Origin of the sequence: Paenibacillus sp. MAHUQ-63, assembly GCF_028765165.1 — a bacterium.
GTDB lineage: Bacteria > Bacillota > Bacilli > Paenibacillales > NBRC-103111 > Paenibacillus_E.
Genome location: NZ_JARADB010000001.1, coordinates 529,242 through 549,700, shown reverse-complemented (window position 1 = coordinate 549,700; position 20,459 = coordinate 529,242). Strand labels below are relative to the sequence as shown.

Sequence of the window (20,459 nt, the reverse complement as noted above, 5' to 3'; positions counted from 1 at the left end):
TAATGCCAACCCTCCAGTACAATGAGATCATCTAATTGGATGGGAGGTAATATGGGATGAACAAATATAAATACATCTCACTTGTTATTTTTACAACTTTCGTGATGGGAGTCGCCTTCCCTGTAGGCAAAGTAGGATTGTCCTATTCGACGCCGTTCTTCTTGATGGGCATTCGATTCGCTTTGGCCGGAGCGGTGTTGGCGGTTATCGTGAGAAGAAAGCCGCAGCCTTCCAGTTGGGCGATGTGGGGGAAAGCGGCGCTGATCGGCTTGCTGCAATCCGCAGGCGTGATGGGCTGCGCTTATTACAGCATGCACTGGATCTCCTCCGGGGAATCCGCGATTATCACTTGCACGAACCCTCTGGTGGTCATCGTGTTGGGCACATTGTTCGCCGGTGCCAAGTATCGCGGCCGCCAATGGTTCGGCGTCGTTCTGGGCTTTATCGGCGTGGTCATAACGTTCGGGCTGCAAATGAATTTCCAGCCGGGCACATGGATCGGCTTCCTTGGCGCTGTGTTTTTCGCCGGCTCCACCCTGCTCATTAAACGGTGGGGAACGGGGTTTGATATGAACGTGCTTGCCGCCTATCAAATGCTTGCCGGCGGAATCGCCCTGCTGGTATTGGGTGCGGCTACGGAGCATCCATATTTCGCTTTTACTTCAACTTCAGTCATCGTCTTGCTGTGGCTTGTCATCATGGGATCCATCGTTCAATTCTCGCTATGGTTCTATTTGCTGCGCAGCGGCGACCCGGCCAAAACGAGCGCGTTCCTGTTTCTCGTGCCCGTTTTCGGGCTGCTCTCCAGCTGGCTGCTGCTCGGCGAGAAAGTTGCCTGGTATGCAGGGCTTGGGGGCGCGTTCATTTGCGCGGGCATTTTCCTGGTGAACTGGGAGAGGCGCGGCAGTTCGGCAGGCAGGATGGCGCAGGTTCGGGAGCTGCGCTGAGGGTGGCGCCTGGGGCGGGCTGGCAATGGGCAGAGCGGGGTGAGGCGCTAACAAGGCAGCCCGTTCGCGCGCCCGATCCGGCGCGAAGCATGCCCGCGCGTTGCCGCGGCGGGCTAACGGACACAGCGGCGCTTATTCGCGCAGGATGCGCCGCGAAGGAATGCTAACGGACACCGGTGCCGCTATTCGCTCATTTCCAATGGGAAATGGGGTGGAAAACGGCGAATAGGAGCCCTGGTGTCCGTTAGACCACAGCCGCGCCGCAATTTGCGGCAATAGCGGCTGCTCAGTCCGTTAGCCGCGGCCAGCCCGGCTAACAAGGCAGCCCGTTCGCGCGCCCGAGCCGGCGCGAAGCATGCCCGCGCGTTGCCGCGGCGGGCTAACGGACACAGCGGCGCTTATTCGCGCACGATGCCGCCGCGAAGGAATGCTAACGGACACCGGTGCCGCTATTCGCTCATTTCCAATGGGAAATGGGGTGGAAAACGGCGAATAGGAGCCCTGGTGTCCGTTAGACCACAGCCGCGCCGCAATTTGCGGCAATAGCGGCTGCTCAGTCCGTTAGCCGCGGCGGGCTAACGGACACAGCGGCACTTATTCGCGCACGATGCGCCGCGCAGGAAACCTAACGGACACCGGTGCCGCTATTCGCTCATTTCCAATGGGAAATGGGGTGGAAAACGGCGAATAGGAGCCCTGGTGTCCGTTAGACCACAGCCGCGCCGCATTTTGCGGCAATAGCGGCTGCTCAGTCCGCTAGCCGCCGCCAGCCCGGCTAGCAAGGCAGCCCGTTCGCGCGCCCGATCCGGCGCGAAGCATGCCCGCGCGTTGCCGCGGCGGGCTAACGGACACAGCGGCGCTTATTCGCGCAGGATGCGCCGCGCAGGAAACCTAACGGACACCGGTGCCGCTATTCGCTCATTTCCAATGGAAAATGGGGTGGAAAACGGCGAATAGGAGCCCTGGTGTCCGTTAGACCACAGCCGCGCCGCAATTTGCGGCAATAGCGGCTGCTCAGTCCGTTAGCCGCGGCTAGCCCGGCGCTGTTCCACCAAACACCTCCATGGGTCTCAACCCAGGAGGTGTTTTTTTATCTGTTTTTCCCAAACAAAAACAAAGACAAAAATAATGATTCAAAAATAAACAAAGATGTGATAAGATGAATCCATCAAAAACAAACACATACACATGGGATGTAAAACTTAGGAGGGTACTTATGGTTGCGAATTTGTGGGATGCAGAGAAAGCGAGTACAGTATCGAAAGGCGTAGAGGAACTGGTGTACCGTTCCAACCTACTGGGAACAGACCGTGCCGTTGCAAACTGGGGCGGAGGCAACACTTCTTACAAAACGATCGAGAAGGATTTCCGCGGCCGCGACGTTGAAGTCATGTGGGTCAAAGGCAGCGGCTCCGACCTTGCGACAATGAAAGCCAAAAACTTCACAGGCCTGCGCATGGAAGACATCCGTCCGCTTTATGAAAGAGACGAAATGTCCGACGAAGAAATGGTCGCCTACCTGGCCAACTGCATGATCGACAGCAAGCACCCGCGTGCTTCGATTGAGACACTGCTGCACGCGTTCCTTCCGTTCAAGAACGTGGATCATACACACCCAGACGCCATTATTTCGCTGTGCTGCGCACACAATGGCCGTGAGCTTGCCAAAGAAATTTACGGCGACCGCTTCGTATGGGTACCTTATGTACGTCCTGGTTTCACCCTTTCCAAAATGATCGCCGACGGCGTAAGAAACAATCCGAAGGCCGAGCTCGTACTGATGGAGAAGCACGGTCTGGTTACTTGGGGCGAAACGTCCGAAGAAAGCTACCTCAAAACACTTGCTATTATTAATGAAGCGGAAAGCTTCATCGAAGCCCGCGTGGATGAGGACAACCTGTACGGCGGCTCCAAATACGAATCTCTGTCCGAGTCCGAGCGCAACGATATTTTGGCGAAAGTGCTGCCGACCGTTCGCGGTGCCGTTTCCCAAGAGAAGAAAATGATCCTTACCGTCGACAGTGCTGACGATGTGCTGAAATTCGTGAACAGCAAAGATGCAGCCGTCCTTTCTCAAGTAGGCGCTGCTTGCCCGGATCACCTCGTTCACACGAAGATGAAGCCGCTGTACATCGACTGGAACCCTAACTCCCGCGATGCGGCTTCCTTGACTGAAGCTTTGCAAGCCGGCATTGCCGCATACAAAGAAGAGTACAAAGCGTACTTCGAGCGCAACAAAAATGAAGGCGACGTTATTTTCGAAACGGCTCCTCGCGTTATTCTGATCCCAGGAATCGGGATGATTAACACAGGCAAAAGCTGGGCGATGGCGCAAGTCAGCGGCGCACTTTACCACCGTGCGATCTCCGTGATGAGAGGCGCGACTGCGCTTGGAACTTTCGTTTCCTTGAGCGAGAACGAGTCCTACAACGTGGAATACTGGCCGCTTGAACTCTATAAATTGACACTGGCTCCGGCAGAAGCGGAATTTTCCCGCAAAGTTGCGTTCATCACCGGCGGAGCAGGCGGTATCGGCAGCGTGACGGCTCGCCAATTCCTCAGAGACGGCGCACACGTCGTGCTGGCTGACTTGAACCTGGAAGGCGCACAGAAGCTGGCGGCAGAATTGAATGAGCAATATGGCGAGAACAGAGCCATCGCTGTCAAAATCGACGTTACGAAAGAAGAGGAAGTCGAAGCGGCATACCGCGAAGTCATCCTTACTTACGGCGGTGTCGACATTATCGTGAATAACGCAGGTCTTGCGACGTCCAGTCCGTTTGATGAAACGTCCCTGAAAGAATGGAACCTGAACATGAACGTGTTGAACACGGGCTATTTCCTGGTTGCCAGAGAAGCGTTCAAAATTATGAAGCAGCAAAGCGTCGGCGGCTCCATGGTATTCGTCGGCTCCAAAAACTCGGTATATGCAGGGAAAAATGCTTCCGCATACTCCACAGCCAAAGCGGCGGAAATCCACTTGGCGCGTTGTATCGCAGCGGAAGGCGGCGAGTACGGCATTCGCGTGAACTCCGTATTGCCGGATGCGATTCTGCAAGGCTCCGCGATCTGGAACTCCAACTGGCGCAATGAGCGTGCAGCGGCTTACGGCATCGAGCCGGATCAACTGGAAGAGCACTACCGGAAGAGAACGACATTGCTCGTTAACATTTTCCCGAAAGACGTTGCGGAAGCGATCGTGTACTTTGCATCTTCCAAAGCGGAGAAAACGACAGGCTGCATGCTGACCGTAGACGGCGGCGTTCCGGCTGCATTCACCCGCTAATTTCGTTCCATATCCAAAAGGAGGCTATTATCCGATGAGCGATAAAGCATATGCGCTGTTCGAAGAACAGCAAGCAAATAGAGGCATTGATCTGGCTGCTGTCAAAGCGAAGCTGAAAGCCCTCAAAGTTGAAACTCCATCTTGGGGTTACGGGGATTCCGGAACACGGTTCAAAGTGTTCAAGCAAAACGGCGTGCCGCGCAATCCTTTCGAGAAATTCGAGGACGCAGCGCAGGTTCATAAGCTGACGGGTGTATGCCCGTCGGTTGCGATCCATATTCCTTGGGATAAAGTAGACGATTATGCGAAGCTGAAGCAGCATGCGGCTGATCTCGGCGTATCCATCGGCGCGGTCAATCCCAACTTGTTCCAAGAGGACGATTACATCTTCGGAAGCGTGACGAACTCGAATGCTGCGATTCGCCGCAAAGCGACGGACCACCTGCTGGAGTGCGTAGATATCGCCAAAACCGTAGGCTCCGACATTCTGAGCCTCTGGTTCGCTGACGGCTCCAACTATCCGGGTCAAGTGGACATTCGCGCACGCAAAACTTGGATGTACGAAGCGCTCAAAGAAATGTACGATGCGATGACACCAAGCATGCGTATGCTGATTGAATACAAGTTCTACGAGCCGGCGTTCTACCACACGGATCTTGCCGACTGGGGCATGGCGTTCAACATGGCTAACAAGCTGGGTCCTCAAGCAGAAGTGCTCGTTGACACAGGTCACCATCCGCAAGGAACGAACATTGAGCATATCGTGACTTACCTGTTAGATGAAAATAAACTCGGCGGCTTCCACTTCAACTCCCGCAAATACGGGGATGACGATTTGATCGTGGGCTCCGTGAATCCATATGAGTTGTTCCTGATTTTCTACCAAATCCTTGACGCGGCGAACGACAAAAACCCGCAAATCCGTCAAGCGGCTAATAACATTGCTTACATGATCGACCAAAGCCACAATATCGAGCGCAAAATCCCGGCGATGCTGCGTTCCGTGCTGAACGTGCAAACCCAGTATGCGAAAGCGCTGCTGATCAACCTGGATGAAGTGAAAGCTGCTCAAGAGCGCCAAGATGTTCTTGCAGCTGAAGACGCGATTCGCAAAGCGTTCGAATTCGATGTGGCTCCGCTTCTGCAAGCGGTTCGCGAAGAAATCGGCGTGCCTGTAGATCCGATGAAAGCTTACCTCGAGAGCGGCTACGACGAGAGCATTAACGCTCGCGGCAAAGGCGGTGCGAGCTGGTGAGTCAACCTTCGCGCGTCCTGGCCTTTGATTTGGGAGCAAGCAGCGGCAGAGCGATCGTCGGAAGCCTTGATTCTGAAGCGGGCCAAGTGACGATCGAGGAGATTCACCGCTTCTCGAATGATCCGGTGAAGGTGGGCGACCGCCTTCACTGGGACATTCTGCGATTGTTTCATGAGTTGAAACAAGGCATTTTACAGACCAAACATCGGGGTTACACCGATATTGAGAGCTTGGCTATCGATTCCTGGGCGGTCGATTTCGGACTGCTTGCCAAGAACGGCGAGCTGCTCGGCAATCCTTATCATTACCGCGATCATCAGACCGACCATACGATGGAGAAAGTGTTTGCCGTCGTCGGACGCGAGAAGCTGTACGCCAAGACGGGGCTTCAATTTCTGCAATTCAATTCACTTTTTCAGCTCGCAGCCATCCAGGAGAGAAACCCGGAGCTGCTTGAGCGGGCCGAAACGTTCCTGATGATTCCGGATTTGCTGCGCTACTTCCTGACCGGCGAGAAGCACAGCGAGTTCACGAACGCTACGACGACACAGCTTCTGAACGCAACGACGAAGACGTGGGATCCGGAGCTTCTGGAGCAGCTGGATCTTCCGGCCGATTTATTCCTGCCTCCGGTGCCGTCCGGCTCGCGCGTAGGCTCATTAACGCAGGACATTTGTGAAGAGCTTGACGTGGTTCCGATTCCGGTCATCGCCGTAGGCGAGCATGATACGGCTTCCGCCGTGGTTGCCGTCCCTGCGCTGGAGGAAGATTTTGCCTTCCTCAGCTGCGGCACTTGGTCTTTGTTAGGTACGGAAACGAAGGAGCCCGTGCTCGGCGAGCAGGCGCTGGCTTGGAATTTCACGAACGAAGGCGGCGTGTACGGGACCAACCGGCTGCTGAAGAACATTATGGGCTTGTGGCTAATTCAAGAGTGCAAGCGCACCTGGGACAAAGAAGGCAAGAACCTCAGCTTCTCCGAGCTGGTTAAGCTTGCTCAGCAGGCGAAGCCGTTCCAAGCGTTCATTGATCCGGACCACGACATGTTCTTGGGACCGAAGCATATGCCTAAGCAAATTCAGCAGTATTGCCGGGATACACAGCAATTCGTACCGCAGTCCGAAGGCGAAATCGTACGCACCATTTTGGAAAGCCTGGCTTTGAAATACCGCTTCGTGCTGGAACGTACAGAGCAGTTGACGGGGAAAACGTATTCCGGTCTTCATATTGTTGGCGGCGGCATCCAGAACGAGCTGCTGTGCCAATTCACTTCCAATGCGACAGGGCGCGAGGTTTGGGCGGGTCCTGTTGAGGGTAGTGCCTTGGGGAACCTTGTAGTACAATGGATAGCACTAGGGTATATCGCGGATTTGCGCGAAGCCAGGAAGCTGATTCGGAATTCGTTCCCGGTCAAGACGTACGTCCCCGAGGACGTGGCGGGTTGGCAGGCGGCGTATGCAACATTTTGTCAGGTGGCGACCCTATAGAGGGTGAAATGAGGGAAGACGATGCTGGTAGCGGAAAGATGGCAGAGAATCGTTCAATTGGTCAATGAAAGAGGAAGTATTCGAGTGACGGAGCTCAGTGAGCTCTGTCAGGTGACGGAAGAGACGATCCGGAGAGATCTGGACCGGCTGGAGAGCGAAGGCAAGCTGATGCGCAGCCATGGCGGCGCTGTCAGCGTGAAGGAAGCGCAGTCGGAGGTGCCGTTCCTGGAGAGGGAGACGGCGCATGCCGACTTCAAGAACAGCATCGCCAAGGAAGCGGTATCGCACATTCGCGAAGGCGACCGGATCATTCTGGATGCGAGCACGACGGCTTGGTATATGGCGAAGCTGATTCCCGATATGCCGCTGACGATCATTACGAACTCCATGAAAGTTGCCTTGGAAGTTAGCGGCAAGGAGAAGATTCAAGTGATTTCCACCGGGGGCCTGTTATCTCCCCGCTCGTTGTCCTACGTAGGACCACTGGCGGAGAGATCGCTCGACATGTACCATGTCCATAAGCTGTTCCTGTCCTGCAAAGGGGTTCATATTCAGCGCGGAATCAGTGAGTCGACGGAGCTTCAAGCGCTGATCAAGCGCAAAATGATCTCCATCGCGGATGAAACGTACCTGCTGGCGGATCACAGCAAATTCGGCATGCAGTCCTTGACCCAAGTGGCAAGCTGGCCGGAAATTAAACATGTCATCACAGACGGACAGACCCCTAAGGAAGATGTGGACCGGATTCGGGACAAAGGTGTGCACGTCATTCAATTAGATAAAGAGTAATCGACATTGTTCCTTCCATCTCCAGTATGTTCTCTCGTACTGAGGATGGTTTTTTGTATAGCCACAATGCCTCTGTGGAGGGAACGATGCAGGAAGGGAGTTAGCTGCAACATGAAAGTATCGATGTTCATTACGTGCCTAAGCGATCTTGTTTATCCCAAGGTTGGCGAGTCCATCGTTCATATCCTGGCAAAATACGGAGTAAAGCTAGACTTCCCGGCGACGCAAACCTGCTGCGGCCAGCCCGCTTTCAACAGCGGATATTGGGATGAGGCGAAGGGATCCGCGCTGACGCTGCTGGATGCTTTTGAAGACAGCGATTTTGTGATTTCGCCTTCGGGCTCCTGTACGAGCATGATTCACCATTATTATCCGAAGCTGTTCGAGCATGATCCGGCCAATCTGGCGCGTGCCAACCGCCTCGTCGAGAAGACCTATGAATTCACGCAGTTCCTGGTTCAGGTGCTCGGTGTGACGGATCTGGGAGCGTCGTTCCCGTATAAAGTTACGTATCACCCGTCCTGCCACGGCACACGGCTGCTCGGCGTCAAAGCGGAACCGATGCAGTTGATGCAGAATATCCGCGGACTGGAGCTCGTGCCGCTTCCGCATGCGGAGGATTGCTGCGGGTTCGGAGGTACTTTTGCTGTGAAAATGTGCGATATATCCGGGGCGATGGTTTCGGAGAAATCCGACCATGTGCTGGAGACGGAAGCCGAGGTGCTCGTCGGGCTTGACATGGGCTGTTTGATGAATATTGCCGGTAATTTATCGTACCGTGGGAAGCCTGTGAAGGTGATGCATCTGGCGGAATTACTGGCTGAGGGAGTGAAGATGGCCCATGAGCGAGCATAAATCCGGCGGCAGTACCGTCAAGGAAAGATCGAAGATTGCTTTGAATAACGACTTTTTGCGCAATGCGGTGAAGTTCACCACAGAGCGGCTGAAGAACGGCAAGCTGGCGGCGACCGCCGAGCACGGCAACTGGGAAGAATGGCGTGAGCGGGGTCGGCAAATCAGGCTCCATACGATTGCGCATCTCGACTATTATTTGAGCAAATTCGTTGAAAATGCAAGGGCGCAAGGGGTGCACGTGCACTTTGCCGCCGATGCGGCCGATGCCGTCCAATTGACGATGCAGATCGCCGAGCACAAGAAAGCGAAGAGCGTCGTGAAATCGAAGTCGATGGTTTCCGAGGAGCTGCACATCAACCATGCGCTGGAGCAGATCGGCGTCGAAGCGATCGAGACGGACCTGGGTGAATATATTATTCAGCTGGCCGGCGAGACACCGTCGCATATCATCATCCCGGCGATTCACAAGAATCGGTACCAGATCGCGGATCTGCTCTCGGAAGACGCCGGGGAGAAGCTGGAGCCCGATACGGGCATATTGGCCGGCTATGTGCGCAGGAAGCTGCGCGAGAAGTTCCTTGAGGCCGATATCGGCATGACGGGCTGTAATTTTGCCATTGCGGAGACAGGCTCGATGGTGCTTTTCGAGAATGAAGGCAATGCCCGGATGGTCAGCACGATTCCGAAAACGCAAATCACCTTCATGGGCATGGAGCGGATTATTCCTACGCTGGATGATCTCGAAGTGATGGCGACGCTGCTGCCGCGTTCGGCGACCGGACAGAAGCTGACGGTGTATATGTCCGTCATTTCCGGACCGCAGCGTCAGCAGGACGGGGACGGCCCTGAGGAGATGCACATCATCATCCTCGACAATGGGCGCTCCTTGCAGCTCGGCGATCCGGAGTTCCAGGAGCTGCTGAACTGCATCCGCTGCGGCGCATGCCTGAACGCCTGCCCGGTTTACCGCCATATCGGCGGTCATGCTTACGGCGGCGTGTACAGCGGACCGATCGGCGCGGTGCTGACACCGGCGCTAAATAAGAACGTCGATCAGTGGGACGACATCGCGAACGCCTCCAGCCTCTGCGGGGCATGCTACGAGGCTTGTCCGGTGAAGATTCCGCTGCATGATATGCTCGTTTATTTGCGTCAGCGCAAGGTGAACCGCGGTTCGACCGACCTGGCCGAGAAAGTGGGCATGAAGGGCTTCAAATTCCTGATGTCCGATTCGAAGCGTGTGAAAGCTCTGATTAAGATCGGGCGTGTGGGGCAGAAGCTGCTTGTGCGCGACGGTCACATCAAGGCGCGTGTCGGACCGCTCTCGGGCTGGAATTCGTACCGCTATGCACCGAGCTTGGCGAAGAAGACGTTCCGCGAATCGTGGAAAGACATCGAGCAGGAGCTGGAAGGGACGTTCCCGGAGCTTGACGCTGCGATGAAAGCGCGCATGGAGAAGCTTGTGGCGGATCGCAAAAATGGCGGAGGAGGACATCATCATGGCTAAATCAGATGCAGCATTTCTCCAGGGACTGCACGAACATGCGCTGAAGAAGCAGGAAGCGTTCTTCGCGAATATCTCGAACCGCCTCGGCCGTTCGAAGCCGCTGGCTTCCGCTCCGGCGCATCCGATGAAGGGCGCTCCGGCCTTCTGGGCCGAAGTGGATCTCCCGATGGAAGACCGCATCCAGCTGTTCATGTCGAACTGGCAGAAGGCCGGCGGGCATACCAAGCGCCTGCAGGGCATGGCGGAGGCGGAGGCGTTCATTGCCGATTTCATCGCTCAGACGCAGGCGAAGCATTTGATTATGCAGGATCAGCCGGAGCTGAAGGAACTTCGGGAAGGCCTATCGGCCGGCACGGATACGGACATCACCGTTTGGAACTCGCAAGGTGCGGATAGCGTGGCCAAAGACGAGCTTGTCGCTAAGGCAGCGGGCGCGGATATCGGCATCGTGGCGGTACAGCATGCCGTGGCCTATACGGGCTCGCTCGTCGTCACGTCGGACAGTACGCGAGGCCGAAGCGTCAGCCTGCTCCCGACGACGTTCATCGCCATGATTCCGGTCGATCGTTTGAAGACGAAGCTCGGCGAAGTGCTGCGTCCGTTCGATGAACTGGCGCTCGGCGAGCGGCCTGCCGGCATCCACTTCATCTCCGGCCCGAGCCGGTCTGCCGATATCGAGAACGATTTGACCATCGGTGTGCATGGTCCCGGGATCGTATATGCATTGATCATCGAATAAACGGACGGATGAATGAAGCAGCCCCACAAGTGAGGGATCACTTATGGGGCTGCTTATTTGTTTTAGCGAACGTACCATTCTCCCGACACCCAGTCGGTAGACTTCCAGCGGAGCACATCCGGGTTCGCCAGATGCATAATTTCTTTGAGGAAGGCGAGCTGCTCCAGCTCGGTCATCGGCTTAAAGCTTGCTGCGATTGCGAGGTTCTTCTCGAGCTGTTCCATCGATTCCATTCCGACGATAGCCGTCGATATGGGCAATGAGAACGTATATTGCAGCGCCTTCTCGTACCAGGGAGCAAGCTTACCGAGCGCCATCACCTTCATGCCGATGACGGCGACGCCCTTCTCATTGGCCTTCGGCAGAAACTCGTGCGCGAAGCTGTACACAAGATGATCGGCGGCGGATAGCGCGACAAGCGCACTGTCGAACGGGTAACGTTCGATCGCCTCCAACTGGACGCGCGGGTTCGTATGCCCGCTGATGGAGATGTGCTTGATCATGCCTTGTTCTTTGGCTTCGATCAATGCCTCCAGGGCGCCTCCTTTGGCGAAACATTGCTCCAGCTCCTCCATCGTCATGATGTTGTGCAGGCGCCATTCCTCGACATGATCCGTCTGCAGGCGATTCAAGCTCGCCTCAAGCAGCCTCATCGAACCGTCTCTCGTGCGGTCGTGGGTCTTCGTCGCAATCCAGACGTTCTCTCTGCGGTTTCTCAATGCCAGCGCCTTGCCCAGGCGTTCTTCCGATTGTCCTTTGGAGTAGCTGGGCGCCGTATCGAAATAAGTAATCCCTTCGTCAATAGCCCGATTGACAATGGCAATGGCCTCATCCTCCGTACAATTGTGCTCGTCCACAATGCGCTGCGCCCCGAAGCTCAGCAGGGGAAACTGCTGCCCCGTCGAACCGAAATTCCGTTTTTCCATGCTCATCGCTCCTTCATGTTCAAGGCTGTAAAATCTTTTCCTATCATTTCCACAAAGTATACCAGATCATACCAGATCCATATAGTTCCGCCAGAGATCGCTTTTAGAAGGAATTGACCTGCCCGGGGTCTAAATAAGCTATTAGAGGAAAGTCGGATTTCGTCATTCCTTGGTAACAATTCACAAAATATACATGACTATAGTCCTAGATTTTCGGCGAAAACGATTGTAATTTGCGGTGATCAAACCTATTATTAAGAATATGGACTGATTTTTTTGTCGAAATATTGGAAATTACACATGTACGTATGAAGCAATCATCATAGGAGAAGAGGGTGCCTTGAATATGGAAAAATCATCGCTAATTGGAATTGTCTTAGCACTAATATCCATCGGTGTGGGGATGGTGCTGAAAGGAGCAAGCTTGGCTGCGCTGTTAAATCCGGCGGCGGCGCTGATCATTTTCGGCGGTACGGCATCGGCCTTGTTCATCGCATTTTCCTTGGAAGAAATCAAGAAGATTCCGACCTTATTGAAAATCATTTTTACGGAACAAAAATTAATGCCCAAAAAAGAACTGATCGATACGTTCGTTGACTGGGTATCCATCACGCGCCGCGAAGGCTTGCTGTCGCTCGAGAAACAAGCGGAAGAGCTGTCCGACCCTTTCATGAAAAGCGGTATGCGTCTCATTATTGACGGCAACGATCCGGATTTCGTCCGTGACGTACTGCTTGAAGATATTGCCGAGATGGAAGCGCGCCATAAGAAGTATGCAGGTATTTTCACACAAGCCGGTACATATGCACCGACCCTTGGCGTTCTGGGCGCCGTAGTAGGGTTGATTGCGGCCCTCGGTAACTTAAGCGAAGTAGAGAAGCTGGGGCACTTGATTTCGGCGGCATTCGTCGCGACGATGTTCGGGATTTTCCTCGGGTATGTTATTTTCCACCCGTTCGCCAACAAGCTGAAGCAGAAGTCCAAGAAGGAAGTAGAAATCAAGCTCATGGTGGTTGAAGGGCTGCTGTCCATTCAATCCGGCGTTTCCGCTAACTCTGTGAAGCAAAAAATGATGATCTTCATCGCGAACGGCGATCGATTGGCTTTTGACGAAGAAGCGAAAGGGGCCTCCCCAGAGTGAGTAAAAAGAAGAAGCATGAGGAACATGAAGAACACGTTGATGAATCCTGGCTGATTCCGTATGCGGATTTGCTTACCTTGCTTCTGGCTCTTTTCATCATCCTGTTCGCCTCCAGCCAGATGGATTCGAAGAAATACGACTCGATCATGCGGTCGCTGAATAATGCTTTTACCGGCGGTCAAGCGCCCTTCGAGATGTCCAATCTGATTCCGATCGATGACGCGGCGAATTCTACGAAGAACAATAACAATAACCAGAACCCGCCGACCAAAGTAGAGAGCAAGACGGATAGCCAATTGGCCGCCAAGCTGCAGAAGGAAGAGAAGGATCTCGAGGAATTAAAGAAAAGCATGGACGCTTTCATTAAAGAGAATCAGCTGAACGAGCAGCTGACGACGAAGCTGGACAGCGAGAAATTGACGATAACGATCAGTGATCGCGCCTTGTTCGATTCGGGTTCGGCCACGATCAAGCAGGATGCGCAGAAGCTGGCCGTTTCGATGGCGGAGATGCTGGCAACCTATCCAGGCTATCAAGTGGAGGTGGCGGGGCATACGGACAATATTCCGATCCACCGGGCCGATTTCGAGACGAACTGGGACTTGAGCGCCAAGCGGTCTGTTAATTTCATGAAGATTTTGCTGAATAACGGCCGGATCGATCCGACCTCCTACTCTTCCGTCGGCTTCGGGGAGTACCGTCCGATCGCGTCTAACGATACGACGGAAGGCCGGGCGAAGAATCGCCGGGTCGAAGTCAGCATCCTGCGCAACATTAAAGCGACGGATGAAATTGCCAAGTGACGGAATGGGGCAAGAACCGAAGGGTTCTTGGCCTTTTTTTTTTGGCGATGCTTGGCGGATAGTCGAAGACTCTATATGATTTATCGAATAGAATTACCACTGCTCATAGGAAAAGTGCAGATTGTATTCTATTTTTCATATAGAATTAGCCAATTTTGAGTTCTGAGCGAGGAATATATGCGATTTTTCATATTTGCAATGGCACCGACATGCAGCACTTTGTAACTAACAATTTCTCATGGCCTTTGATTAAGAGGGGGTGCACATCAGCTACATTCCTCGGTATCCCGTTACCCTCGCTCTGTTACCCGCGCTCCTTAGGCTAGGATCACCTCCTGCCAACCACCTCCTGAACGAGGGATATTCGTATGCCGCAGCGCAGCAGGTCGAAATCCCACCTGACCGCAGAATAAAAGGAAAAACTCCCGCTATTCCAACGCCTAATAGGCATTTGATAGGAATAACGGGAATTACTCCCGTTAAAATGGCGAAGAATGCCCTTTTGCGGCCATTTTGTGCAGAATTAACAGGAGTTTATCCAGTTATCCTACCCGGACCGGCTCGACTCTGCGGAATTAACAGGAGAAATTCCCGTTACCCGTGCTCCTTAGGCTAGGATCGGCTCCTGCTTCCTCCTACTGCCTCCTACCCGCCGCTGAAACGGGGATCTTCGTATACAGAGATGCACGTCGAAATCCTACTCGAGAACAGAATAAAAGGGAAAATTCCCGCTATTCCTATGCCGTATAGGCTTTGGGAAGGAATAACAGGAATTACTCCCGTTAAAATGGCGAAGAGTGCCCCCTTGCGGCCATTTTGTGCAGAATTAACGGGAGTTCGGCTAGGAGGTTAACTTTTTATATGATCCCATAAAAGTGTCCTAATACTGATAACGGTTCATGAAATAACAGCTTTGCTTTCTCATTCACACAACCCCAAAACCTCACATATAAAAATAGGTGAATCAAACTTACTTCATAATGGGGAGAAGCTATGATCCTAATCGAAGGCACCAGCTATATATCCTTTGGAGAAGGTACGCTGTCTGAGTTAGAATTATCCATTTTTGAAAAGAAGCAGACCAGCCCTTATGAGTATCGGTATAACTCTATGCAATCCTTGTTGTTTGAGCTGTACATGCGAACGCAGATTATGGAGTCCGCGAAAGAGCTGAGCAGAGCTGGTGTCTATTTTGCAGGATTCGAAAGAACACTCTGCAACCCGGCATATTGGCACTTAACGAATGAAGGCAGGTTCCAACTGAATCGTGGAGTTGCACCAAAGGATGCGATAAAGGATATATTCGCAAATGGCAGCTCTTACGGATTCGAGTGTTCAATGGCTGTCATCGTCGTCTTGTATCATGCACTTTTACAATGGATAGATCCTGGTCAATTTGACCTCTTATTTGCGGATCTTTTATTATTTGATTGGCATTCCAATGGCAAATTGAATCTCATCAACCAAACCAATAACGCGGAGGCTGTAGTGGGGGATGTGCTTTATTTTGAAAATCCCGATTTCGAGGAATTGCTGCCTTGGTGGAAAGGGGAGAACGTCGTCTTGTTGGACAACGATCTTTATTATGGGCATGGTCATGGGCTCGGTATAGCTTCTGGGGAAGAAGTTATTAATGTGCTTAATAAACATAGAATGTCCGGCAGTACGAAATCAGCATTTCTGACGGATCATTATGTTCATCCTGATTTCTCCTATTTCTTACAATTCCAGCATCCTTTATGGGAGAAACCCATTATAGCGAAGATAGGAGACTGGATTCATGTTCGCAAAGCTGGAGTTTTCACAAATCATGATACATGAGCCCAATTTCTGTAGACATATACCCAAAATCCGAAACGATGCATAGGATGGCGTATTGACAGATGCCTACCCTAGAAAGGAGCAAACAAATGCTTAAATACAATGTATCATCGGAAGATAGCTTACCAATTTATCAAACTGTAACAAGAACGGAGAAACTCCAACCAGCTCAACCAGTCCAACCAGTCCAACCAGTCCTACCAGTTCAACCGATTCAACCGATTCAATCAGTTCAACCAACTCAACCGGTGCAACAAGCTCCAAAATGGACTGGAGATAATCTCCCGATCTACCAACAACCTATAGTGGCGCCAGTGGCTCATTCTCCAGCGCAAACACATCACACTCAAGCCCACTATGCACAGCCGCATCACGTTTATTATCCGCACGTGTATCACCCACACCACCATGCCTATCATCCCATGCATCATGTTGCTTACCATCCTATGCATCATTATGTTGCCTATGGTCCACATCCTTACCATCCTTATATGCATCATCATCCCATGCACCACCATCAACACCATGTTGTTCATCACAATCAACATACCGGGCAGCACCACCACACGGGGCAGCACCAACATACTACGCAAGTGCACCACCATCATACACCTACCCAATTGAATTAATGAAGTCACTAATATCAAAATAATCCCTAGAGGCTCTAGGTTTCTAGAGCTGCAGCCTCAATCATATCAGAAGCCGCTGTAGATAAAATGAATGTCTTCAGCGAAGATGTCAGTAACCGACGTTTTCGAACATAATCTTTAGATAAATAACCGGTCAAATAAGACCGGTTATTTTATTGTGTGGATTTGGAGCATTTGCTGGGTTTCATTGAGTTTATTCTAGTGACGAGTCTGATAGATATCTTTGACTGCGCCAAGATGAGGCTGAATAAAAGCGATTCGAAAGACTGATTGGCAAAAGGCACACTTTACAGACGGCATTGGTTACCTAGATCTTTACCTAGATCGAAACGTGTCCGTTGAGCGTTCACTCATCTACTGTGGGTGAACGTTCTTTTTATAGAGTTAGGGGCCATCGTTAACAAATCTATAAGCAGCGGATTTCGCGGATATGCAGTCGCATGACAATTAAAAAAATAAAACCCAAAATCTAGTTGTAGGGATCGACATCGTTCAACAAACGCATGTTGTACGTGCAGTTAATCTCCGTTGATTCCTCGTTGGTAATCCTTAATCTTCTCGAATGATGAAGAAGGAATCAGAACCTTCTTCGATGATTTCATTCGCTACAATCAGCCCATAGCCTATAATATCGGACACTTAATAAGGAGAAAAAAGCAGAAATTTGAAGGAAAATATTTCCATAAAATTCGTTGACAAATATTCCCTCCGGTTTTAGAATTTGAATCAAGACACTTTGTTAGTCATCTTAACTATCAAAGGGGGTGAGAAAGTGCTTGGGCATGGTCAAGCTGGAAATACCAAGCTAGTTAAACAAATGAATCGACATCTCCTTATAAGTCGGCTCAGGGAATACAAGCGTGTTTCCCGGGCGGATCTGGCTAAGCTCACTGAATTAAGTCGTCCTTGCGTTTCCTCTTTAGTGGATGAAATGATACGTGAAGGCCTCATCAACGAGGTCGGCGTCGGTGAATCCAAAGGAGGAAGAAAACCGATTTTACTTGAGTACAATTTTAAAGCTAAAGGTGTGATTGGCGCTGTATTTGAGGGTAGTACCCTCCATATGTCCATAGCGGATCTTAGCGGTGAATTGCTCTTCAATTATGGGACCCGGTTATCTCAACCGACTAACGGAGAGACGGCGATCCGTGCACTGGAAGTGGGTGTGGATGTCCTTCTGAAGCAAAGTGGTTTTGATAAAGACCACCTTCTAGGGATTGGGATCGGACTTCCGGGAATCACGCAACGCACGGACGGAACGATTAGTTATGCGCCAAGCACAGGATGGATGGGGCTGCCTGTTCAGCAAGAAATGGAAGCAAGATTGCGTATTCCGGTATTCATCGAGAATGACGTTAATTTAATGACGATTGGTGAGTTTCATCAGGGGATTGGCTTTGGTGTTCGTAATCAAGTTCATATGTATGTAGGTACAGGGATCGGTGCAGGAATTATTGTTGATGGCCAATTTTATCGTGGCTTTCGTGAAGCTGCTGGCGAGATCGGCTATATGATGATTGGGCCAGTCGGACGAACTCGACGCGGTGAATATGGCGTATTCGAAAGAAATTATTCGGTTTCTGGCATCACTGAAAAAGCAAGGCTGATTCTTACAGGCTGGAATGAAGATACGAGTGTGATCGCCGAACTTATGAGGCAATCAGAGGGCGGAAATCGGGAAGCTGAGCAGCTTCTGGAAGACATTTACGTTCACTGGGCACATGGCATGGTCAATATGATTAGTGTCTTAGATCCAGAGTTGTTAATCATTAACGGAGAAATGGTCAACATCGGCGAACAGGGGATAAAGAAGTTAAACCAGCTTCTTGCAGAATGGGTTCCTTTTGTACCGCCTGTCAAAGTTGCAGCCTTAGGCATTAAAGCAGGAATTATCGGAGCCATTCAAATTGTTTTGGAAGCCCTTACATAAACCTACATAACGAATCGTCAAAAATAACCTACTGGAGGAATTTAAACGATGAGAATGATAAAGGGGAACGTATCGAAATGGGTTACCAGCATGCTTCTTTGTACTGTAATGACAGCGGTTACAGCGTGTGGGAGCGCGACTCCTAGTGGTGGGCAAACAACCAGTCCCACAGATAAACCGGCAGAATCGGCTAAACCTGCCGAAACTCCAAAGTCCACTGAGAAGCAAAAGCTCGTCATTTACACAGCTAGAGATAAAAACGTTGTGGATGAGATTATTCCAAAGTTTAAAGAGAAAAATCCAAATATTGATGTTGAAGTGCTTACGATGGGCGCTCAGCAGATTATGGAACGTGTCCGTGGAGAGAAAGCTAATCCGCAAGCGGATTTCTGGTGGGGTGGAACCCAGTCCTCGCTCATGACAGCGGCGGATGAAGGACTCCTCGAAAGCTTCAAACCTAGCTTCGGCGACAGCATACCGGCGCTCTATAAGGATGCGAAGGACCGTTGGTACGGTGAAATGCTGCTGCCTGAGGTTATTATGTATAACTCTAAAGCGCTGAAAAAGGAAGATGCTCCACAGGATTGGGATGATCTGCTTGATGCTAAATACAAGGGGAAAATCATCATTCGCGGTGTTCTCGCTTCCGGTACGATGCGAACAATTTACTCAGCGATGGTGTTTAAAGAAGGTGGAGCAACAGATCCGAAGAAAGGCTACGAATGGCTGAAGAAGCTGGATGCGAATACGAAAGAATATGCGCAGGATCCTACAAACTTATATTTGAAGCTGGCGCGTGAAGAAGGAACTCTGTCTCTGTGGAACATGCAAGATATCATGATTCAGAAGGAATTGCAGAAGCAGCCATTTGACTTTATTTATCCGAAGAGCGGTGCGCCGATTCTGGTAGATGGTGTAGGTATTGTTAAAGGTGCCAAAAACATGGACGCGGCTAAGAAGTTTTATGAATTCTTATTTGACGCCAAGCTGCGAGTGGAATTAGCCGAGAAGCTATTCCAGATTCCTACCAGAACGGATATTAGCAAAGATACGCTTCCTGCTTGGTTGAAGGGTGTTGAATTAAAGCCTATGCAGTTGGATTGGACAGTTATGGCGAACAAGGAAAAAGACTGGATGCAGTACTGGGACGAAAACATCAGGGGCAAAGGCGGCAAATAAGTCGGATTTGATGGCGGAGGATTCCCTCCGCCTGATTACAACAAGGGAGGTAGCCTGCTTGATTGATGTGGCCTTGGAACATGTAAGTAAAGAGTTCGGCAAAGTGAAAGGTGTCCAAAATGTAGATGTCAGAATTAAGCCAGGAGAGTTCTTCACTTTTCTTGGTCCGAGCGGATGCGGGAAAACAACGACGCTCCGAATGATCGCCGGATTCTATTATCCGAGCGCAGGACGTATTGTCTTCGGGCATGAAGATGTGACGATTCTGCCTCCGAATAAACGTAATACGGGGATGGTATTTCAAAACTATGCGCTTTTTCCGCATTTGACCGTATTTGAAAATGTAGCGTTCGGTCTGGAGGTTAGAAAAAAGTCCAAAGCGGAAATCACCGAGAAGGTAGAGCGAGCCTTAAGACAGGTACATCTGGGTGATTTCGGACACAGACGAATTGACCAATTGTCAGGAGGTCAGCAACAGCGTGTTGCTCTAGCAAGAGCCCTCGTGATTGAGCCTAAAATATTACTTTTGGATGAACCCTTATCCAATCTAGACGCTAAGCTTAGAGAAGAAACACGCCTAGAGATCAAGCGTCTGCAGATGGAGCTTGGAATAACTACGATCTACGTTACCCATGATCAAGCAGAAGCGATGTCGATGTCAGACCGCATTATGGTCATGCATGGCGGTGTCGTCCAGCAAATCGGGACCCCCGAGGAAGTGTATCACCGTCCGGTTAATCGGTTCGTAGCTTCGTTCATCGGTGAGTCGAATTTGTGGGAAGGCGTTATTGAAGAGATTCATGGGGAGGAAGTCAAAATCCGAGTTGCCCCTAGCCTCGTGCTAACGGCTTTGGCCCGTAATTGTTCGCCGGACACAACTTTGAGCGTTGGGACAAAAATAACGGTATCCATACGTCCTGAATCCATTCGTGAAGCACTGCCGGAGGAGCAGCTTCAAACGAATGCGGTGACCGGTAAGGTGATGATTTCAGAATTTACAGGTATCAGCGTCAATTATTTACTTCAGGTGCAGGCGCTTTCGCTGAAAGCCATGTTTGTCAATCACAAAACACAGGTCCAGCAGCGCGGGGACGAGTTGTTTATCTATATTCCCAAAGAAAGCGTATACCTGCTGGGGTAGACGAGG

Annotated in this window: 16 protein-coding genes; 15 read left to right on the top strand and 1 reads right to left on the bottom strand. The window is 51.4% G+C overall.

The features are described from left to right. Positions 1 to 56: 56 nt before the first annotated feature. From PUT07_RS02275 to PUT07_RS02240, 8 genes are all read left to right on the top strand, one after another. Positions 57 to 947, top strand: coding sequence for a DMT family transporter (locus tag PUT07_RS02275; RefSeq protein WP_274466126.1), 891 nt, complete (start codon positions 57 to 59; stop codon positions 945 to 947). A gap of 1,216 nt (positions 948 to 2,163) precedes the next feature. After that, positions 2,164 to 4,233, top strand: coding sequence for a bifunctional aldolase/short-chain dehydrogenase (locus tag PUT07_RS02270; RefSeq protein WP_274466125.1), 2,070 nt, complete (start codon positions 2,164 to 2,166; stop codon positions 4,231 to 4,233). 34 nt (positions 4,234 to 4,267) lie between these two features. Continuing rightward, positions 4,268 to 5,488 (top strand): L-rhamnose isomerase, encoded by a 1,221-nt coding sequence (gene rhaI / locus PUT07_RS02265; RefSeq protein ID WP_274466124.1) that lies wholly within the window; start codon positions 4,268 to 4,270, stop codon positions 5,486 to 5,488. After that, positions 5,485 to 6,972 (top strand): rhamnulokinase, encoded by a 1,488-nt coding sequence (gene rhaB / locus PUT07_RS02260; RefSeq protein WP_379239481.1) that lies wholly within the window; start codon positions 5,485 to 5,487, stop codon positions 6,970 to 6,972. Before rhaI ends, rhaB begins: the two co-directional genes overlap by 4 nt. Before the next feature lie 21 nt (positions 6,973 to 6,993). Further along, positions 6,994 to 7,761, top strand: coding sequence for a DeoR/GlpR family DNA-binding transcription regulator (locus tag PUT07_RS02255; protein ID WP_274466123.1), 768 nt, complete (start codon positions 6,994 to 6,996; stop codon positions 7,759 to 7,761). Positions 7,762 to 7,872: 111 nt separating this feature from the next. Continuing rightward, complete coding sequence (locus PUT07_RS02250; protein WP_274466122.1) at positions 7,873 to 8,616, top strand: (Fe-S)-binding protein; 744 nt, start codon at positions 7,873 to 7,875, stop codon at positions 8,614 to 8,616. Next, positions 8,603 to 10,123, top strand: a complete 1,521-nt coding sequence (locus PUT07_RS02245) for a LutB/LldF family L-lactate oxidation iron-sulfur protein (RefSeq protein ID WP_274466121.1) — start codon at positions 8,603 to 8,605, stop codon at positions 10,121 to 10,123. The genes PUT07_RS02250 and PUT07_RS02245 overlap by 14 nt, the downstream gene beginning before the upstream one ends. Further along, on the top strand, positions 10,116 to 10,862 hold the full coding sequence (locus PUT07_RS02240; RefSeq protein ID WP_274466120.1) for a LutC/YkgG family protein: 747 nt from the start codon (positions 10,116 to 10,118) through the stop codon (positions 10,860 to 10,862). Before PUT07_RS02245 ends, PUT07_RS02240 begins: the two co-directional genes overlap by 8 nt. Positions 10,863 to 10,924: 62 nt before the next feature. Here PUT07_RS02240 and PUT07_RS02235 read toward each other — a convergent pair whose 3' ends face one another. Next, positions 10,925 to 11,788, bottom strand: coding sequence for an aldo/keto reductase (locus PUT07_RS02235; RefSeq protein WP_274466119.1), 864 nt, complete (start codon positions 11,786 to 11,788; stop codon positions 10,925 to 10,927). 346 nt (positions 11,789 to 12,134) lie between these two features. Here PUT07_RS02235 and motA point away from each other — a divergent pair, with 346 nt between their 5' ends. The 7 genes from motA (at position 12,135) to PUT07_RS02200 (ending at position 20,453) form a co-directional block, all read left to right on the top strand. Further along, the gene (gene motA, locus PUT07_RS02230) at positions 12,135 to 12,929 is read left to right on the top strand and encodes a flagellar motor stator protein MotA (protein WP_274467433.1); all 795 of its coding nucleotides are present in this window, start codon (positions 12,135 to 12,137) and stop codon (positions 12,927 to 12,929) included. Beyond that, positions 12,926 to 13,732, top strand: a complete 807-nt coding sequence (gene motB / locus PUT07_RS02225) for a flagellar motor protein MotB (RefSeq protein WP_274466118.1) — start codon at positions 12,926 to 12,928, stop codon at positions 13,730 to 13,732. The genes motA and motB overlap by 4 nt, the downstream gene beginning before the upstream one ends. A 993-nt stretch (positions 13,733 to 14,725) precedes the next feature. Then, a complete protein-coding gene (locus PUT07_RS02220) occupies positions 14,726 to 15,553 on the top strand; it encodes a protein-glutamine gamma-glutamyltransferase (protein WP_274466117.1) in 828 nt (275 codons plus the stop codon). Positions 15,554 to 15,642: 89 nt separating this feature from the next. Further along, positions 15,643 to 16,182 (top strand): hypothetical protein, encoded by a 540-nt coding sequence (locus PUT07_RS02215; RefSeq protein ID WP_274466115.1) that lies wholly within the window; start codon positions 15,643 to 15,645, stop codon positions 16,180 to 16,182. 793 nt (positions 16,183 to 16,975) lie between these two features. Further along, positions 16,976 to 18,133, top strand: a complete 1,158-nt coding sequence (locus PUT07_RS02210; RefSeq protein WP_274466114.1) for an ROK family protein — start codon at positions 16,976 to 16,978, stop codon at positions 18,131 to 18,133. Between the two features lie 48 nt (positions 18,134 to 18,181). Next, on the top strand, positions 18,182 to 19,312 hold the full coding sequence (locus PUT07_RS02205) for an extracellular solute-binding protein (RefSeq protein WP_379239475.1): 1,131 nt from the start codon (positions 18,182 to 18,184) through the stop codon (positions 19,310 to 19,312). A gap of 58 nt (positions 19,313 to 19,370) precedes the next feature. Then, complete coding sequence (locus PUT07_RS02200; RefSeq protein ID WP_274466112.1) at positions 19,371 to 20,453, top strand: ABC transporter ATP-binding protein; 1,083 nt, start codon at positions 19,371 to 19,373, stop codon at positions 20,451 to 20,453. Positions 20,454 to 20,459 lie beyond the last annotated feature (6 nt).